General features: G+C 49.8%; 8 protein-coding genes. 5 read left to right on the top strand and 3 right to left on the bottom strand.

The window, feature by feature from the left end; all coding sequences use genetic code 11:
- Positions 1 to 45 precede the first annotated feature (45 nt).
- The 3 genes from F566_RS0129995 to F566_RS0129985 all read left to right on the top strand — a co-directional run bounded on the left by F566_RS0129995 (position 46) and on the right by F566_RS0129985 (position 2,892).
- The gene (locus tag F566_RS0129995; protein WP_020410757.1) at positions 46 to 684 is read left to right on the top strand and encodes a sigma-70 family RNA polymerase sigma factor; all 639 of its coding nucleotides are present in this window, start codon (positions 46 to 48) and stop codon (positions 682 to 684) included.
- 2 nt (positions 685 to 686) lie between these two features.
- Positions 687 to 1,352, top strand: coding sequence for a ChrR family anti-sigma-E factor (locus tag F566_RS0129990; protein WP_020410756.1), 666 nt, complete (start codon positions 687 to 689; stop codon positions 1,350 to 1,352).
- A gap of 238 nt (positions 1,353 to 1,590) precedes the next feature.
- A complete protein-coding gene (locus F566_RS0129985) occupies positions 1,591 to 2,892 on the top strand; it encodes an NAD(P)/FAD-dependent oxidoreductase (RefSeq protein WP_020410755.1) in 1,302 nt (433 codons plus the stop codon).
- Between the two features lie 71 nt (positions 2,893 to 2,963).
- Here the strand turns inward: F566_RS0129985 and F566_RS0129980 are convergent, their stop codons facing one another.
- Together F566_RS0129980 and F566_RS0129975 are read right to left on the bottom strand one after the other, a co-directional pair.
- Positions 2,964 to 3,863 (bottom strand): DUF2167 domain-containing protein, encoded by a 900-nt coding sequence (locus F566_RS0129980; RefSeq protein WP_020410754.1) that lies wholly within the window; start codon positions 3,861 to 3,863, stop codon positions 2,964 to 2,966.
- A gap of 225 nt (positions 3,864 to 4,088) precedes the next feature.
- Positions 4,089 to 6,959 (bottom strand): AMP-binding protein, encoded by a 2,871-nt coding sequence (locus F566_RS0129975; RefSeq protein WP_020410753.1) that lies wholly within the window; start codon positions 6,957 to 6,959, stop codon positions 4,089 to 4,091.
- Positions 6,960 to 7,375: 416 nt separating this feature from the next.
- Here F566_RS0129975 and F566_RS0129970 point away from each other — a divergent pair, with 416 nt between their 5' ends.
- Positions 7,376 to 8,059 carry a hypothetical protein gene (locus F566_RS0129970; protein WP_157497218.1) on the top strand — a complete coding sequence of 228 codons (684 nt, stop codon included), beginning with the start codon at positions 7,376 to 7,378 and terminating at the stop codon, positions 8,057 to 8,059.
- A gap of 108 nt (positions 8,060 to 8,167) precedes the next feature.
- Here the strand turns inward: F566_RS0129970 and F566_RS0129965 are convergent, their stop codons facing one another.
- Complete coding sequence (locus F566_RS0129965) at positions 8,168 to 17,959, bottom strand: putative Ig domain-containing protein (protein ID WP_169334468.1); 9,792 nt, start codon at positions 17,957 to 17,959, stop codon at positions 8,168 to 8,170.
- A gap of 688 nt (positions 17,960 to 18,647) precedes the next feature.
- On the opposite strand from F566_RS0129965, the gene F566_RS0129960 reads away from it, so the two are divergent.
- A partial coding sequence (locus tag F566_RS0129960) for an IS5/IS1182 family transposase (RefSeq protein ID WP_020409876.1) occupies positions 18,648 to 18,867 on the top strand: 220 nt, incomplete at its 3' end.

The raw sequence follows: 18,867 nt of genomic DNA, 5'->3' as shown, positions 1-18,867 counted from the left end.
TATAAAAGATCATTCATTACTGGCTACTGACAGGAACTATAGGCTATGGTTAAAGCGAATAATGTCGTTGTCCTACCACTGAGCCGAACTATGGACTCAAAACCGAAGACATCTCCGGCTGCCGACGACTCCGCTAAGGTCGACCATCTGGCACCGCTCATTGAAGCGGTGGCCCTAAGACAGGACCGTGCGGCATTTCGCCGTCTGTTCCAGGATTTCGGGCCTAAAATTAAATCCTATGCCATTAAGCAGGGGATGCTGGAATATGCCGAAGAGCTGGTACAGGAAGTGATGGTCAATATATGGCGGCGCGCGCGTCAGTTCGATCGCAACAAAGCCAGCGCTTCCACTTGGCTGTTCGCGATCACTCGTAATGCCAGGATCGATATGCTGCGCAAGCTCAACCGGGTATCCAGCGAGATCCATGTGGAAAATGATTTCCTCTGGTCTATGCCCGGAGAGGACGAGCCAACCTCAGCGTTCCAGCAAGCGGTTTACAGCAAGCTGCTCAGAGAGTCCCTGGATGAATTACCCGTGGATCAGCGGGACGTCATCGCTAAAGTCTATCTGGAGGATAAATCCCATCAGAGAGTCGCCAATGAATTAGAGTTGCCTCTTGGCACGGTGAAGAGTCGAGTGCGTCTGGCACTCCAGAAACTGAAAGTGATTTTGCAGGAAGTATAAGTATGGTTCAGCATCACCCCAGTGATGACACTCTGGTTGAGTACGCCGCCGGGAACATCAAGTGTCACTTGGCGTTATGTATCTCGGTTCACTTACAGTACTGTTCTCAATGTCGTACTCAAATCCAAAAACTCAGCACCCTCGGTGGCGCTCTTCTGGATACGTTACCCAACGAATCCCTCGACGATGCTATTTTTGAGCGAATATTGGAACGGGTCGATCTCGTACATCCTGAACCCGAAGTGGAAAGAGTGGGCAATCCACTGCATTCCTGGCTACCGGATGGCCTGGTAGACCTTACCTGGCGTAAGCAGTGGTTTAAACTCTACGAATATGTCCTGGAAGTGCCCAAGCAAGGCCGCTGGCGGCTGGCTCTCCAGAAAATTGCGGCAGGAGGGATTGCACCGGTTCACGGTCATTATGGCCGCGAAATAACGGTCGTGCTTCAGGGCGGTTTTTCCGATGAAATGGGTGTATATGATGTGGGAGATTTCATCATCCGGGACGGAACCCACAATCACCGACCCCGTGCTTTGGAAAATGAAGACTGCATCTGTCTGACTTATATGGAAGCTCCCGTTCGGCTGACCGGCCCTGTAGGCCGCTGGCTGGAAAGATTCCGTGATATGTTTCTGAATCAGGAAGACCTGGCTTCCCAATCAACCTGACCCGGTACTAAACCTAAGATACCGACAATCCTGACAACTCCCATTTAGGAAGGCGGCCTCCTGGTCGCCTTCTTCTATGAAACTTCATGCGAAATTCTTCTCAATATTCCTTATAATCCCTCTGCTACGCTCCATTTTGTAAAGTTTACTAACATTTTGGCACTCCATAACGGTCCGGAATTGCAGCAACTCAGTGTCAAAGCGTTAGAAAACTTAAAATCTGGAGGCGTTAAAGCTAATGAGTATACCTAAGATAGTCGTCGTCGGTGGCGGCGCAGGAGGACTGGAACTCGCTACCCGTTTGGGAAACAAGCTTGGAAAGAAAGGTAAAGCAGAAATTCATCTGGTGGATACCAATCCCACCCACCTTTGGAAACCTTTGTTACACGAGGTCGCCACAGGTTCGCTTGATTCGGGGATAGACGAAGTCAGCTACCGGGCACATGCCTATTACCATTATTTCAACTTCCATCTGGGAAGTATGAGCAATCTGGACCAGACCGAACGAACTCTCACTCTGGCCCCCACCATGGACAGTGCAGGCCGTCAGGTACAGCCTGAACGCACATTAAAGTATGATTATCTGGTTCTGGCGGTAGGCAGCAAAACCAACGACTTCGGCACGCCAGGAGCGGCAGAATTCTGTGCTTTTTTAGACAGTCGCAAACAGGCAGACCGCTTCCATCGCCAATTGCTGGATACGTACCTGAAGCTCAGCAACGATGCAGGAGAAGGCAAACCGGTGGTCCTGAAGATCGGTATTGTCGGTGCAGGAGCCACAGGCGTTGAGCTTGCAGCAGAACTGCACAATACCACCGCTCTGTTGAGAGCCTACGGCCTGAATCTTGGTTCGGAAAACCTTGAAGTCACTATCATAGAAGCCGGCCCCAGAGTACTGCCCGCCCTGCCTGAACGTATTTCCAACTCTGTCGTGGAAGAACTTGGCAAACTGAATATTTCGATTCGCACCAACACCAAAGTCACTCAAGTCACAGACAAAGGGTTTGAAACCGCTGATGGTGAACTGATTGAAGCTGACACCCGAGTATGGGCAGCCGGTGTCAAAGCCCCTGAGTTCCTTGGCGGTATTGAAGGTCTGACAACCACCAGAAATAATCAGGTGGAGGTAAAACCGTCTCTGCAATCAACGTCTGATGATCGTATTTTTGCAATTGGGGATTGCGCCAGTTGTCCTCAGCCAGACGGTTCTCGTGTTCCACCACGGGCCCAATCTGCCCATCAGATGGCAAGCCATGTCTACAAGAACCTGATGAACCTTCTGAATAACCAGCCATTAAAAGGTTACGTATACAAAGATCATGGCTCTCTGGTGTCTCTCAGTCGCTACTCGACGGTAGGCAACCTGATGGGGAACCTCACTGGCAAATCCATGATGATTGAGGGACGGGTGGCCAGAGTGGTGTATATATCCTTGTACCGACTGCACCAGATTGCCCTGCATGGCTATATCCGGACTTTTCTGATTATGTTTTCAGCCAGGATCAATCGGATAATCCGCCCACGACTGAAGCTTCACTAAGCAATTTTCACCAGATTTCCACAAAAAAGCCCCGCATGCGGGGCTTCATGTCTTTACTGGCCTGAACAAACTTAGCTCTGTTTCCGCTTGAAGAGTTTGGCCACACCATAGAAGGCAGCAATAATCACAAACCAGAACTTCTTCAGTAACAACAACGCCATGGCCAACAGACCTGTTTTTGCCAGGACTTTTCCTGCAACCAAGGCACCGAGTCCATAGGCAGCCACTTTATCCACACTCGGGTCAAATTCTTCATAGCGATAACCCGGATTAAAATGCGCGACCTGCATAACGCCGTCCAATTGGGATTCAATCTCCGGCAACTGGCTCATATCGGCAATAAAGTTCAGAGACAACACACCCTGACGCCCTAATACCCGTAGATTATAATTGAGGGTATGATCAGGGCTGCTACCGAATTTGATTTCTTTGGCCCAGTGCAGCTTATGCTGCGTCTGGTCATAGTATGGACGAGCCGCCCATCCAACCAGTTCGATGGACTCGTAGCCCTGCTCCATCCGGTACTCACTCGCGTCACGGGTATCAGCCTGCATATCAGCAAGCAGATCATCATAGTCAATATCCTGGGCATCAGAGTCATCAACATAGCCTTCTTCTGTGTACTCAATCAGCACCCCCCAGGAACCCGCATCCAACGGCGTGTACTGAGCCGGAAAGATCATGCCCAGATGAGTTTCATCCGGAGGATTGCCCCAGGCTTCCACGAGGACCCGCTCCGCATCCTCAGGAGACAAGTAATAATAGTCCTCGCCCAGATCCAATGACGCCACCTGATTCGGCAACGTCACTTTACCGGTTTGCTTGTTGAGGCTTGCCAAAAACTCAGTCGCCCAGGCGTAGTACTTAGCTTCTTCCTGACTCATTTCGCTGGAGGCGCTTTCATCAGCTAGAGCCTGCAGGGTCAGCGCAGATAATAAAAGGGAAAGTAACAACGTGGAAAAACGCTGCATCCGTATACTCCTATCAATTCGTGGTCCCTGAAACTTCTGTGAGGCAGCAAATTGGTTCCATCGTTAATGCAACACACTCGGTTTCGCAGGTGTTATAGATGGCCCGGAGGATGACTGTCGACTTATGGTCAGTCCTGGTCCAGCATCTTGGGCAAGAAGGAATTATACCAGTCTTAATTTTTCTTCATGTAAAAAAATGACAAATCATTGGATTACAACGTAAGCCTAAATCAATGTTTTTTCAGCTCCCAGATCCGGTTCATCCAAATGCCGGAAAATTTCAGCTCTGGCATCGGCGCTCAGTTTTACTGCCGCACTCCAATCATTGCCGTCCGGTCGGATAGCAGGGAACAAGCGAATGTTGATCTTTCCTTTATGAGGGTAGAGATCATCCCCCCTCAGGATTGAACGGGTACCTCTAATTGTCATGGGAATGACCGGAACCCCGGCTTCCACAGCCGCCACAAAGGCCCCCATGCGAAACGGCAATAGCCCCGGCATGCGGGTAAAGGTACCTTCCGGGAAATAGATCAGGGATCGCCCCTCCTGGAGGGTTTTGATCGTTTTTCTGGCATCTGCCACACCTTTTTGTTTATCAAAACGTTCAACAAATTCTGTGCCCAACCGCTCCAGAAACACCCTCGCAAAGTAGTGATTTTTCAGCTCACCTTTAGCCACAAACCCAAAACTGGCTGGCAGTGCGGCCGTTATCACGAGTCCATCCAGATAACTGGAATGATTAGCCACGATCACGCAGGCGCAATCCGGTGACAGGTACTCAAGCCCTTCTACAGACATCGGCAATCCGGCCATTTTTAGAAACGCCCTGGTTACTCTGCGCACAAATACACGAGCTTGATTTGTTTGAGTACAGAAAAATATGCCCACCCAAACACAAGGGGCCATCATCCAGAAAAGAGCCCTGACATACCCTGCATACCAGGATTTTCGTATTGCCAAAAGGAAACGTCGCATGGCCGGCTTCCTGGCGGCTATAGACAACCGAAGTAACTGCCACCAGATTTTTTGAGGTTTTCTATTGAGGCCATGAGTTTCGTATAAAGTTTTCACAGCAGCCCGCCGCACCTTTCCGCTGGAGGTTTTAAGAACAGTATGTGGTGACACCAGCACCACGTCATCCGGAGCAGAACCCAGTATCTCCGTTGTGACGGTGATAATGTCTTTACACAATTGCTGCTTGACCGCCTCCTCCGTCTCACGTGTTTCAGCAACCACCACCAGCGACTCTGTTCCTGATTCTTGTCGCGGCACGCCAAATACAGCAACGCATCCTTTGCGAATACCTTCAAGTTGTCCTACAGCTTCTTCCAACTCGTGAGGATAGATATTTCTGCCTCCACGAATGACGATATCCTTAGTCCTTCCTGTCAAATAGACATCGCCACCAGAAATGTAGGCCAGATCCCCTGAATCCAGCCACTCCCCGTGGTAGAGGCGACTTGTTGCCTCGGGATTCAAATAATATCCGGAAGTTGCCGATGGCCCCTGAAACTCCAGATGGCCCTGATGCCGATCCGGAAGTTCTCTCCCCTGATCGTCCACAATTCGAATTTGATAACCAGGCAAAGGATGACCACAGGCAACAAAAGATATTGTGTTTTCATCATCTGCCGTTGCCGGTATAGCCTCACCTTTCGTAGTGAAGGGATCACGCTGGACGCGATCGACAATCGGAAAACGTCCAATTGGGGGAATGGCCAGCCCGACCCCAACTTCCGCGAGCCCATATACAGGCACCATAACCACCGGTCGCAGACCGCAAACCGCAAATTTTTTCGTAAACAGATCCAAGGTTCCCGGACTCACAGCTTCAGCACCATTAAACAGAATTCGCAGGCTACTAAGATCAATTCCAGCCAATTCGTTGTCGGGAATTTTTGTCAGGCATAACTCAAACGAAAAGTTCGGTCCTCCGGAAATCGTTCCACGATGACGACTGATTGCCTGCAACCAGCGCACCGGGTGAGCCAGAAAGGCTAGCGGAGACATCAGAACCAAGGGCACTGCGTAGTAAAGACTGTTCAACCAGGCACCAATCAATCCCATGTCATGATACAGAGGCAACCAGCTGACAAATATATCCGTCGAGTCCACCTGAGCCGCTTCCCCCATAGCCCGGATATTCGCCAGTAGATCACGGTGGGTCAGCATGACTCCTTTAGGCTGTCCGGTACTGCCCGAGGTGTACTGTAAAAATGCTATATCGTCCGTATTAACTGGCGTTCTATGATAGATGGCATTGACTGACTTTAGTTCGTCAGGCGATATCACCTTATCAAGCGACTCAACCTGCGCCTTCATTAAAGCTGCCACCTTACCCGCCTCCGGTATAGTGATTAACACGACCACCTGGGCATTCGCCAGAATCTTCACATGGCGCTTTAGATGATCTTCCAGTTGATATAGATTAGTAGGCGGATAGATCGGCACCGGAATGGCTCCGGCCAGAAGAATCCCGATAAAACTTGCAAGATAGTCTTTTCCCGTTGGCAACATAATTGCAACGGTCTGACCCGACCTGATCCCCAGTCCCTGAAGTCCGGCAGCGATTTCCTTCCCCAAGCGGAGCATATCCCCGTAATTAATAATCTGTGGATTTTGTTGATCACCATAAAGATAAATATGAGGCCTTTGCGAATGTCGATCTACATGCCATTGCAATGCATCGGTGAGCGTTTCAGCCCCCTCAGGAACGTCATTCACATCTCCAAGCATATTTTCTTCCGCGTCAAAGATAGAATGATCCCAAGTCTCCAGCGACCCTTCGGTGGCAGTTTGAATCATCTTCAGGAGGTCTTCCGGCGTCTCTGTTGTGGTAAGTGCCTGCTCGGGTAAGGTCACAGAGAAAGCGTGCTCCAGCCGCTGAATCAATTCAGCTTTCGACAAGCTATCCAGACCCAGATCACGATCAAGAGAGCTTTCTAACCTGACTTTAAGTGTTTTTGAACCCGGATAGGTGTCTTCGAGCAGTTGACGAATCACCCCTAGCAACACAACGGCGTGATCAGCATTTTCGACAAATGCTTCAGGTTGCGTCTCTCCAGAACGAGGATTCCGGGTGTGTTCGTCTTTCATAACCATCCACCTTATTGGATTGTCGGCCATGATATAAAGAGAATAGCACTTTACAGCGACACTGCCTCAGGCTTGCCAAAACTTAAATGTTCTTTCGTTGACAGGGAAATATCATTCTGTCATAAATCCGCGCCGATGGATTAACGCCTGATTTAATGGGCCATGTCAGAGCGCTCTGACATACACTTTCCATCGCTTTTTTATCGACATCAACACTATCAATCACTAACACAAGATTAGTGGTAGAGCTTTCATCCGGTATAAAACTCGTTTCCTAACAGGTCCTTTAGCACAGCTGTCAGTGATGACCAGTTCTGAAAGTTAAGTGGTCCAGGAAAATGCTTCGTCGCGATCAAACACCGGAAAGCTCTATACGATAGGTATAAAGAAAAACCACCTTCATTAGGAGTATGAAGTTGAAAACACTCAACAGGATTCTAGGCCTTAGCCTCTTCACGGCAGCATCATTCACCCATGGTTTACCTATGACGGAAGACCCCGTAAAGGCTGCGGTGAATATTGACGATAACGAACTGATTCTTGATTCTCAATACAACTCAGTTACCACTTATGATTCATCCAGGACCATTGCAACCACCGGCGCTGATATTGATCGGGTGACTACCTACAACGAGTCTCGCTTCGAAGCTAATCCAGGTTCAAAAATAAGCTATTTAAGTGCCGAAGACCAATCTGCCATCACTGCAGAGACCGGGAGTGATTTCGCCCACCTGACTGGACTGAAGCAATCCACCATAAACATCTTCGGTGGTGAGATTTCCTGGTTACGACTCTACGACCAATCTGTGGCCAACATAACCTTTGCCGATGACCTGAGTTGGCTGATTCTGAATGACGATGCTCAAGTCAATATCTACGGTAAAGAGTTCAGCTACACTGGAGGTCATCTCTCAGGTGTCTGGGAAAATGGCGAGGCCTTTTCCTTCTGGGCCTACGAAGAGACAGGGCAAGGACCATCCGCATCTTCTGCTCTTCCTGAAGGCATTACGCTGCATTTTGTTGATGGACCAGCATCCATGGCACTACTGGGAACCGGCTTGTTGCTCCTGGGTAGATTCAGGCATGGGAAGAATCAATAACGCAGAGATCAGCGTCTTGGTAGAATTGCGTGTAATAAAGACATAAGACGAAAAAAGGGCAAGGTTTTCACCTTGCCCTTTTTTGTATTTCAGCAATGCTTCTACTGATCAAGCCACCGGTTGCCAAGCCGCCGCAATGGCGTTATTGACTTCACTTTGCTGGCTTTCCGACAGGTTCATCTCTCCTCCGGAAGGCGTCCCAAATGTCGCCATGGCATTGACCAACGCATCGATCTCGGATTTATACAGAACCTGATCGCCTGCATGGATTTCCTCGATATGAGAGGTTTCGTCCGTATACCAGTTGGTGACTTTCACCTGATCGCCTGATCCCAGCACGTCAATCACCAGGTAGTTGTCCTGCTGGCTGAACCAGAGATCGCCATGCAACGCATCCTTAAATTGCACAGTATCGGTGTCGGTGAGATCACCATTGTCTTGCACCCAGTCACTACCATGTCCCTGATAGAATTCGTAGGTATCGTTACCTGAACCACCTTGCAGAGCGTCACGGCCGCCCTCAAAGTTCAAGAGTTCAATCAGGTCATCATTGGCGCCGCCCACAATGCGGTCATAACCAGCATCGCCGCCAAAGCGGTCGGTACCGTTGTTCTGGCCGTCCACTTTGAACACATCATCACCGGCACCACCTCTCAGAACATCACTACCTTCGCCGCCGATAATGATATCGTCGTCTGAAGAACCGGTGATTCGGTCATTACCGCTACCACCATCAATAAACGCAATGTTCTTCAGTGTGGTTTCGCTGAAGTCCAGGGTATTGTCATAACGAGTGCCCACGATACTGTCGGTACCGGAAACCCCATCAATCTCTTCCACCCGGTATTCGTTTTCGAAGTCCACCAGACTGATCACATCATCTCCGGTGCTGCCTTCGATACGATCATAGCCGTCACCGCCGGAAATACGATCCGTATCATTATCCGAACCATGGATGACAAAGGTGTCATTGCCCGCTTCACCGAACATCCTGTCATAGCTACCGCCACCGTCGATCAGATCGTTCCCAGCTCCGGCATAGATGGTGTCGCGACCAAACTCGCCAAGGATATGGTCATTACCGGCTGTTCCCTGTAGTTCTTCATCCCGATAGCTACCCTGGATGACATTCAGTTCACCACTGTCATCAACTTCGGTCACCGTCAGAGTAAATGTCTGCTCAGCAGTTTCTCCACTATTGTCGGTGGCCGTCACCTTAATCGAATACATTCCTGCAGGAGCATCCGTTGCTGCAAACCGCTTCGCCACAGGGTCAAATGACAACCAGGCAGGTATCTCATTACCGTCTGCCAGTGTCGCTGAATACGTCAGGGTGTCGCCCGCGTCTGGATCAACGAAAGCCTGTTCCGGCAAAGTAAAGCCAATGCCACTTCCTTCCTCGGAGGATACGTCACTGATCGTGGTTTTTACCTCCGGTTTATCATTCACATTCACCACCGTCATGGTAAACGTGGTGAACGTCGACGCCTGACCATCTGAGGCCACCACCTCAATGGAGAAGCTACCCACATCGTCATTCCCCGGCGTACCACTGAAAGTGGTGCCGTCGAAGCTTAGCCAGGCCGGTAAGCTGGCTGGGTCAACGTTATAAGTCAGTGAGTCACCATCCGCATCACTGAAGGCATCGCCTGGAATCGAGAAAGAGAAAGACGGATCGTCTTCATTGACGCTTAGGTTGCCGATCCCCTGATCTATCTGAGGTGCTTCGTTATCACCCATGCCTCCCTGGTTCTCTCCCAGCAAATAGAGGTTTGCACCGCCATTCGTCAGATGCTGATAGGTTTGTCCATCCATCTCAACATTGCCCTGTGAAGTCCACTGAGCTGAGTCAGTTAACTCTACTGTGCCATTTTCGCCAGGATGGATGTATAGGTTGTTATCAGCATCCGTCATCGCCAGCAGGCTTTGTGCCGACAACCGAATCGTATTCGCTGTGGCAGCTTCCAGACTAATCACTTCAATACTTTGAATGTGCTCATATTGGTCAGCAGCAGATAGATCCGTCAGGCCATCTGTCATCACCACCAAGCGGTCTTTCCCCGTACCGCCATCGATGAGTCTATCTTCAGCATCGTAGTGGATGCTGTCGTTACCCATCCCTCCAGACAGACGATCTCGGCCACCACTACCAATCAAGACATCATCGCCAGCAGAACCCGTGATCACATCATCACCGTCTCCACCATCAATGTGCTGGATGTTAATCAGTGTGGTCTCACTGAAGTCAAAGGTGTTACCGTACTTGGTCCCAATAATTGTGTTGGTGCCCGCACCACCATCAATCTCCTCGACTCTCAGATCACCCTCAAAGTGCAAGAGTCCAATCAGGTCATCATTGGCACCACCCACAACGCGATCATAACCGGCATCGCCGCCAAAGCGGTCTGTACCGTTGTTATGGCCATCCACTTTGAACACGTCATCACCGGCACCACCTCTCAGAACATCACTACCTTCGCCGCCGATAATGATATCGTCGTCTGAAGAACCGGTGATTCGGTCATTACCGCTACCACCATCAATAAACGCAATGTTCTTCAGTGTGGTTTCGCTGAAGTCCAGGGTATTGTCATAACGAGTGCCCACGATACTGTCGGTACCGGAAACCCCATCAATCTCTTCCACCCGGTATTCGTTTTCGAAGTCCACCAGACTGATCACATCATCTCCAGTGCTGCCTTCGATACGGTCATAGCCGTCTCCGCCGGAAATGCGATCCGTGTCGTTATCTGAACCATGGATGACAAAGGTGTCATTACCGGCTTCACCGAACAGGTTGTCGTTGCTGCCGCCACCGTCGATCACGTCGTTCCCTGCGCCGGCATTGATGGTGTCACGACCAAATTCACCAAGGATATGATCATTACCAGCCGTACCGGTCAGTGTTTCGTCGAAACGGGTGCCTTGAATCACATTCAGCTCACCACTGTCGTCGACTTCGGTCACGGTCAGAGTAAATGTCTGTGATTCCGATGCTTCGCTGCTATCAGTGGCCGTCACTCTAATCGAATACACGCCCGCAGGAGCATCGTTCGCTGTAAACCGACCTGTCACAGGGTCTAATGACAACCAAGCTGGTATGTCATTACCGTCTGCCAGTGTCGCTGAATACCTTAGGGTGTCACCCGCATCCGGATCGACGAAAGCCTCTTCCGGCAAGGCAAAGTCAATGTTATTACCTTCCTCTGAGGATACGTCACTGATCGTGGTTTTTACCTCCGGTTTGTCATTCACATTCACCACGGTCAGGGTAAACGTGGTAGAGGTCGACGCCTGGCCGTCTGAGGCCACCACCTCAATCGAGAAGCTATCTACATCGTCATTCTCCGGCGTACCACTGAAGGTGGTGCCATCGAAGCTTAACCAAGCCGGCAAGCTGGCTGGGTCAACACTGTAGGTCAGTGAATCACCATCCACATCACTAAAAGCGCTACTTGGAATGGGGAAGCTGAATACCTCATCTTCATTGACGCTTTGGTCACCGATGCCCTGATCCTCAATGGGGTCATGGTTCACCTCTGCCACCGTCAGAGTAAATGTCTGCTCAGCAGGTTCTCCACTGCTGTCTGTCGCCGTCACCTTGATCGAATACACACCCGCAGGAGCATCGTTCGCTGCAAACCGCCTCAACACAGGGTCAAATGACAACCAGGCAGGTATCTCATTACCGTCTGCCAGTGTCGCTGAATACGTCAGGGTGTCACCCACATCGACATCGGTGAAGGCATCTACCGGCAAAGTAAAGCCAATGTCACTTCCTTCTTCTGAGGACACATCACTGATCGTGGTATCCACCACCGGTTTATCATTCACATTCACCACCGTCATGGTAAACGTGGTGAACGTCGACGCCTGACCATCTGAGGCCACCACCTCAATGGAGAAGCTGCCCACATCGTCATTCTCCGGCGTACCACTGAAGGTGGTGCCGTCGAAGCTTAGCCAAGACGGTAAGCTGGCCGGATCAACGCTATAGGTCAGTGAGTCGTTATCCGCATCACTGAAAGCATCGCCTGGGATGGAGAAGGAGAAAGACGGATAGTCTTCGTTGACACTTTGGTCGCTAATGCCTTGTTCGACGGTGGGTGCCGTATTATTAATATTACTCAGTAAAGAACGGATATCCTCGTCGTGCTTATATCCATCAGAGAATTTGAAGGTTTCGATAGTTCCTGTTCCAAGAGTGTTCAGGCCTTCCCCTGCAACAAAAAACTTTTTGATCCTTAAACTATCTGACTCTCCATATTGAATGACAAGGTCGGCATCCTCTCTCAGATAGGTTGCCTGGTCGAAACGAAGATCTTCAAAAGTGACCAAGTCAGCGTTACCCGCATCATGCAGTACATCGCTTCCATCACCAACTCTAAAAATGTACTGGTCTCGGCCTGTCGACCCGTACATGGTGTCGTTTCCGGTTCCTCCATCGAAGGTATCGCCATCCGGGTAAGGATCAGTCCATTGCCAATCAGCTTCGCCTGTTAACTTATCGTTACCTGCGCCTCCATACAAAAAGTCTGCTCCAGTGCCTCCCAGAATTTCATCATTGCCATCATTACCATAGAGAGTATCTATACCAGACCCTCCCTCAATCTTCTCATGGGCCGTTCCGCCATGGATGGTGTCCCGATAATAAGAACTACCATAAAGAGTCGATGATGCAGTACTCCCGTACACATGCCACACTTTTTCCGGTTGTTCTAAATCCAGATCTTTGCCGTAAACGGTCTCTCCCAGGGATAAAAACGGTTTCCAACTCATTGAGCTGGGAGAGCCGTCAGAGTTGGTGAACTGGACCTCATTCACCGCTGCACCAGGAGTCAGTACGATGTAGTCAGTATCAGTGTAGTGGACTTCAATCCCCCCTTGCTGAACGTCTCCATAGCGACTAACCAGCTTCAGGTCTTGATGTAAAATTCCCTCACCAAAAGTAATAATATCATTCCGGTCTACCACTAGGTGGTCCACGCCATCTCCCAAATTGAAGAGGTAGGTATCCGTGCCTTGCCCTCCATCCAACGTATCATTACCCTGACCGCCAATGAGCTTGTCATCTTCAGAGCCACCGTAAAGGTTGTCATTATTCTCTCCTCCTAATAGGGTATCGGAGCCTGTTCCTCCTGATAACGTATCAGCACCGCTTCCCCCGTCGATGGTGTCGTTGCCGCCAAACCCATAGACGAAATCGTTACCGTCCAAAGCTTCCAGTTGCTCGTCTTCGTTGTTGCCCAGATAGATGTCATCTCCAGTGGTGAGAGAACTGAACTGATCTCCGATGAGCTGGGAGATTCCACGGACTTTCCGGTCGGAGAGCATGAACGTGCGAAGACCCGTAAAGCCCCCGACTTCCGCGTCGAAATGACCTTTGATGCGAAGCGTTTCACCGGTCGTATTAAACGTGATAACCGTATCGACGCCTTCCATGCTGAGCGACAGGTCATCAATGCTGGCCACATTGAGCAATTGCAACGTGCTGTCTTCACCCTTGGTGAGTTCAATGGTATCGTTACCCTCACCAGCAAAGACGCGGTAGGTGTTATCGCCTTTACCACCAATCAGGGTGTCATCACCCAGGCCACCGTAGAGTTTGTCATCCCCTCCGAGAGTTTCGATGACATCATCACCGGCTTCGCCGTATAAATCCTCTTTGTAATTTGAACCTATCATTCTGTCGTTCAGAGGTGTACCTTTCCAGTGCCCACCTTCGAAACTGATCACCGGATCTCCCGCGATGGCCAGGATGTCATCGGCCGAGTACTCATCTTCTCCCTGCTTAAACTTCAGGTGACTGAATTGATCAGGATTGATCAGCAACACATCCGTGTCACTTAACATGAAATAGACGTAACCCTCGGTGCCACCAGACAACCGAATATTCTGCACATCAAACTCAGAATCCAGTTCGATGGTGTTAATACCCAAAGCATCATCGATCTTAAGCCAGTTGTCCCCTTTGCGTATGACGTAAGTGTCGTTGTCTTCGCCGCCCGCCAGTAGGCTTGCCCATTTCGCTTCCGAACCACCAATACTGGACAAGGTATCCTCACCGGCTTCGCCGTAGAGAAGATCTGAGCCTTCCCCACCATCCAGGGTATCGTCACCCTTGCCGCCATAAAGGGTATCTGTATGCGCCTCACCATAGAGATGGTCGTCGCCATCGTCACCATAAAGGGTATCGGAGTAATCGCCCCCTCTTAAGGTGTCATTATTATCGCCACCGTATAACCGATCGTTTTGGGCACCACCAAAGAGCTTGTCCTCACCCGTGCCACCACGGAGGATATCCTGGTCGTCACCACCATATAGTTCATCATCTCCGGCGCCTCCCTCCAAGGTATCATTGCCCGCCTCACCGTATAGAAAATCCGCACCCTCTCCGCCATAGACAGTGTCCCCTCCGTCTGCAGCATAAATTTGATCGCTACCATCTTCACCGTAGAGCCTTTCCATATTGGCTCCACCATAAATAATGTCATTCCCGCCACCACCATAGGCGTTTCCGAGGCTTTCGCCCTGGTAGAGAATATTGTCTTCACTGTCCCCTTTCAGGTCATAGTAGCCGGGGATACCCACAAATTTGGTGCGCTTGGTGATTTCGTCATAATCCCAGGTCTCACCGGTCACAAACGTTAATGCCGACAGCTCATTGGGAGCATTGCCTTTAAAGAAATCTTTCACAGTGACGTCACCATCCGACTCGGTTCCGCCAATGGTCAGGTCATCGCCAGTGCGGGAAAGGCGGGTGTTGTCGGCGGTCATGCCGCTCCCAAACTTCACAGTATTACTGCTGGAGCCACCATCCAGAAGAATGGTGTCATGGCCGTCACCGGAACCGTGTTCAAAGGTATTATGGCCACCGCCCCCTTCCAGGGTGTCATTACCGACACCGCCAACCAAAGTATCATCACCACCTTGGCCGATCAGATGATCGTCTCCGGCACCACCGCTCAAATCGGAGCCGTCTGGACTGCCGACAATATAATCATCCCCGTCAGAGCCCTGCATGGTAAAATTGATCAGATCCTGCCGGGTCCAGAAGGTCTCATCACCAAACTCAATTTTCGTGACGCCGTCATTGCCCGAGAAAAATCCACTGAGCAGCAAACCGTCAGCGTCATTCAGTTTGATATAGAGTTGATCAGGATTGGTTTTCGCGCGATAAACCTGCAAATCGCCGGCGCGGATACCTGTCCCCATGACAATGGTGTCAGTGGCCCCTGATTCCGCATGAATAGTGTCCTGGCCACTGCCATAGCCAAAGTGGTAGGTATTGGAACCTTCGCCGCCAATCAGTGTGTCGTTTCCGGCACCGCCGTCCAGCACGTCATTCCCTTCACCACCGATGAGGCTATCCACACCTGCACCACCGTATAGATGGTCATCCCCCTCCTGGCCATAAAGAATGTCATTATCGGCACCACCGTAGAGAGAATCTTTACCGGCACCGCCATACAGCTTGTCTTCACCAATACCACCATAGAGCTTGTCATCACCGTGATATTGCGTGTCCAGCTTGTAGTCACCCACCTGAGTTAACTCAAACGTTTCTCCGCCAATGACGATCGTGGTGGTGGTTTTATCAAACTGGCTGTCGCCATATAGCGTGTCATTGCCTTCATCACCATAAAGCGTATCGTTATCGCCGCTGCCGATCAGGTCGTCATTGCCTTCGCCGCCGTGTAAGGTGTCTTTGCCGTGGAATTCACCGGAGAGGTTGTAGTTGCCATACTCATCAATGGCCGTGTCTCCGGCCAGGAAATCATTTTCCGTGCCGCCATAGATCGTGTCATCACCACCGCCGCCCACAATCTGGTCTTCACCAGCATCTCCATGGAGAACGTCAGAACCATGATATTGGCCTTCCAGGCCATCATTATCATCCCCCCAGATGTGGTCATTATCGATGCCACCGAAGATAGTGTCGTTGCCACCATTTCCTTGGATTTCATCTTCACCGGCGCCACCATAGATGGTGTCATTCCCGTGCAGCGACGCATCCAGTTGCTTAAACGTGGGGTCAGCTTCGCCGTTGATTTCCAGTTGATCCGCAGAATGGTGCCGATCCCCCTGAATCCAGTCATTTCCCTCACCGCCATCAATGGTATCGTCACCAATCTCACCGAGGATGATGTCGTCCCCGCCACCACCACTGATGATGTCGTTATAACTCACCTCAGGATCAGCGGATTCAATGTATTCGGTAACAGTGTTGACGGTAATGTATTCCCGGCGGCTGTCGCCAAAAATCGTGTCTTTATCGTCTCCACCGGAGATCGTATCAGCCCCTTCGCCACCAGCAATATTGTCTTCACCGGCACCGCCGATCAGTACATCGTCACCTTCATCACCGCTGATGTGATCGTTACCCAGACCACCATCAATATGATCACTGGAGTCGGCCGCTTCAGCCACATAGCTGCCTTTGACTTCGCCATTGTTCAACCGCTGCAGGATATTTCCGGCCAGAAAATCAATGCCATCGCCTCCCTGGATATAATCATTCCCTAAACCGCCTTCGATTCGATCAATATCCGCCAGGCCGGAAATCACATCATCACCGTCCCGGCCCATCAGGTGGTCCATAAACTGCCCACCCGTCAGCGTGTCTCCTTTGTTACCTCCTTCGAACCGGTATTTGTAGATGTCATTCGTATCCACATAATCCCAATACTGAGCGGCATCATAGGTAATGTTCTTATCGTTGATATGCCCCTGACCCGCCTGACTTCTGTCTCCGTATCGGGTTTCAATATCGTTGGTCACAACATAGACGTCATCGTCGTTGGTCGGTATTTCGGGGTCTTGGTAGTCTTCTAGGGTGATGCCGAAGTTGTTGATTGCATCAAATCCATTGATCGTAATAGATCCACCTTCCGGGTCGTCTTTCAGCGATACAATCAGGATATTGTCGTCTTTAATATACAGGTAGGTGTTACCATCTTCATCCAGATAAATGTTTCCATCTCTGGCTACCTGTTTTGCAGTAAAACCTGTTTTACCATTAATTCTGAGGATATTGATTCCATCAATATCCTGGATCACATCCCTCCCATCACCAGTTTCATAAACATAGGTGTCGCTATCAGCTCCCCCCATCAGAACATCATTATGTTTGCCACCGGTCAGAGTGTCGTTGCCTTTGCCTCCGACAAGTAAATCCGATCCGTGATATCCATATATAATGTCTTCGCCAATGCTACCGTATAGACGGTCATTAGTTATTGATCCTCCTGGGTTAGTACTACTGCTACCAGGTTTAAGAGCCTTCAACTCTCCGCCATCTTCACTAGCAAATATGACCTTACTAGAATAGGTATAATCAGGCTCGTTGGGGTTAAAGACATCTTTATCAACATTAGAGCCGAAAATCGTGATGTCTTTGTCATGATCTATAACGATTCCTTCACCTTGGCCAACTTGATAGACGCCTTCCTCCGTGGCTTTAGGGCCATCTTCAGGTATATAACTTAGCTCATCGGTATCAGCCTGGTTTCGCTGGATATAAAGTGCCAAATATTCTGCACGATCCTGAAGGTACTCTTTGGTAAAGTTTTCCAGTTCCAACTCGCCATTCGAGTTATGTTGAGCATAAATACCTGGATCACCAACCACAGCGAAAGGGTTCAGTTCCACTAAAGCATAACGATAGGCAATATCGGTCTCTGCCAGCTCCGCAATACCTTCAGCAGACATTCCAACAAGTGAGATAATTTGAAGAGGGCTGGTTGCTCCCGCAGTGGCATCTGTAATGCCGTAGACATTGCTAAGATATTCTCGAACCCTTGAAATATTGTCATGATAGACATTGCGATTCTCGATGTCGGCAAACCCCCCACTGGTAGGGTCTACCGGTGTCTCAGTCCAACTATCACCAAAAAACATCCCACCCAAGGGATCTAGAATATTTTCCAGAGAATGGGCTTCAACAGATCCAGCTGTCCTACTGGCTTTTTCATTAGAACTTGCTTTGTATAATTCTTCAATTTCAGCGCGTGTTTTGGTCGGATCAACCCTTTGAAATAATTCAGTCAGATAGAGGGAGTCTGCAATTAGCGAGATACTATGAGTTGGACCAAATGCCCTAAGGATAGAATCAAAAAATGAAGACGAGTCCCCACTTTTGGAAAGTCCACTAAATTCTTCTTGGTCCTCAATAAAGATGTTATTCCCACCTGTTATAGTCGCACCAGACTCCGAAACAATCTCGTAATCACGCCGCGTACCGTGTCCCCAGTAATTTCGTACACGTCCTTCTATAGTGTCTTTAAGTCTTGTCTCATATATATCGAGAATTGGCTTTCCTTCGGTTAGGTCAACCCAAAGTGCGCTTTCAGTGCCTTCCGCCATTATGAAGGTTAGAAAAGAGTAATAGCCATTCTTATATATATTGTCTGTAGATTCCTTGTACCCCTCTATCCGCATATTACCCAAGATTGTATGAAGCTCAGCTTCCGTAGTGAACTCAGAAAGACCAAGTCGCTCAGCTAATCTTGCAACACCTAAGGAGGCTCTGAATAACTCCCCAAATCAGTCATAATACGGCCAACTTCACTCATCAGGAATACTATCCATGGATCAGATGACTTTCTCCGAAGCTGAATACCAGAATAAGAAGCGTAAGACCCGCCGGGAAATCTTTCTGGAGCGAATGGATAAGCTGATCCCATGGAAACGCATGGAAAAGAAGATCGCCCGCTATTACCCCAAGGGCGAGAACGGCCGCCCTCCGTATCCGTTATCCACCATGCTTCGTGTCCACTGCATGCAGCTATTTTATAACCTCAGCGATC

Origin of the sequence: Hahella ganghwensis DSM 17046 (assembly GCF_000376785.1) — a bacterium.
In the GTDB taxonomy this organism is placed as follows: Bacteria; Pseudomonadota; Gammaproteobacteria; order Pseudomonadales; family Oleiphilaceae; genus Hahella; species Hahella ganghwensis.
The sequence above is the reverse complement of the archived record's forward strand: the minus strand, read 5'-3'. Positions and strand labels throughout refer to the sequence as shown.

Excerpts from the sequence above, each read along its gene's own strand:
- F566_RS0129995 (WP_020410757.1), top strand. The coding sequence starts at position 46 with ATGGTTAAAGCGAATAATGTCGTTGTCCTACCACTGAGCCGAACTATG.
- F566_RS0129990 (WP_020410756.1), top strand. The coding sequence starts at position 687 with ATGGTTCAGCATCACCCCAGTGATGACACTCTGGTTGAGTACGCCGCC.
- F566_RS0129985 (WP_020410755.1), top strand. The coding sequence starts at position 1,591 with ATGAGTATACCTAAGATAGTCGTCGTCGGTGGCGGCGCAGGAGGACTG.
- F566_RS0129980 (WP_020410754.1), bottom strand. The coding sequence starts at position 3,863 with ATGCAGCGTTTTTCCACGTTGTTACTTTCCCTTTTATTATCTGCGCTG.
- F566_RS0129975 (WP_020410753.1), bottom strand. The coding sequence starts at position 6,959 with ATGAAAGACGAACACACCCGGAATCCTCGTTCTGGAGAGACGCAACCT.
- F566_RS0129965 (WP_169334468.1), bottom strand. The coding sequence starts at position 17,959 with ATGTTTTTTGGTGATAGTTGGACTGAGACACCGGTAGACCCTACCAGT.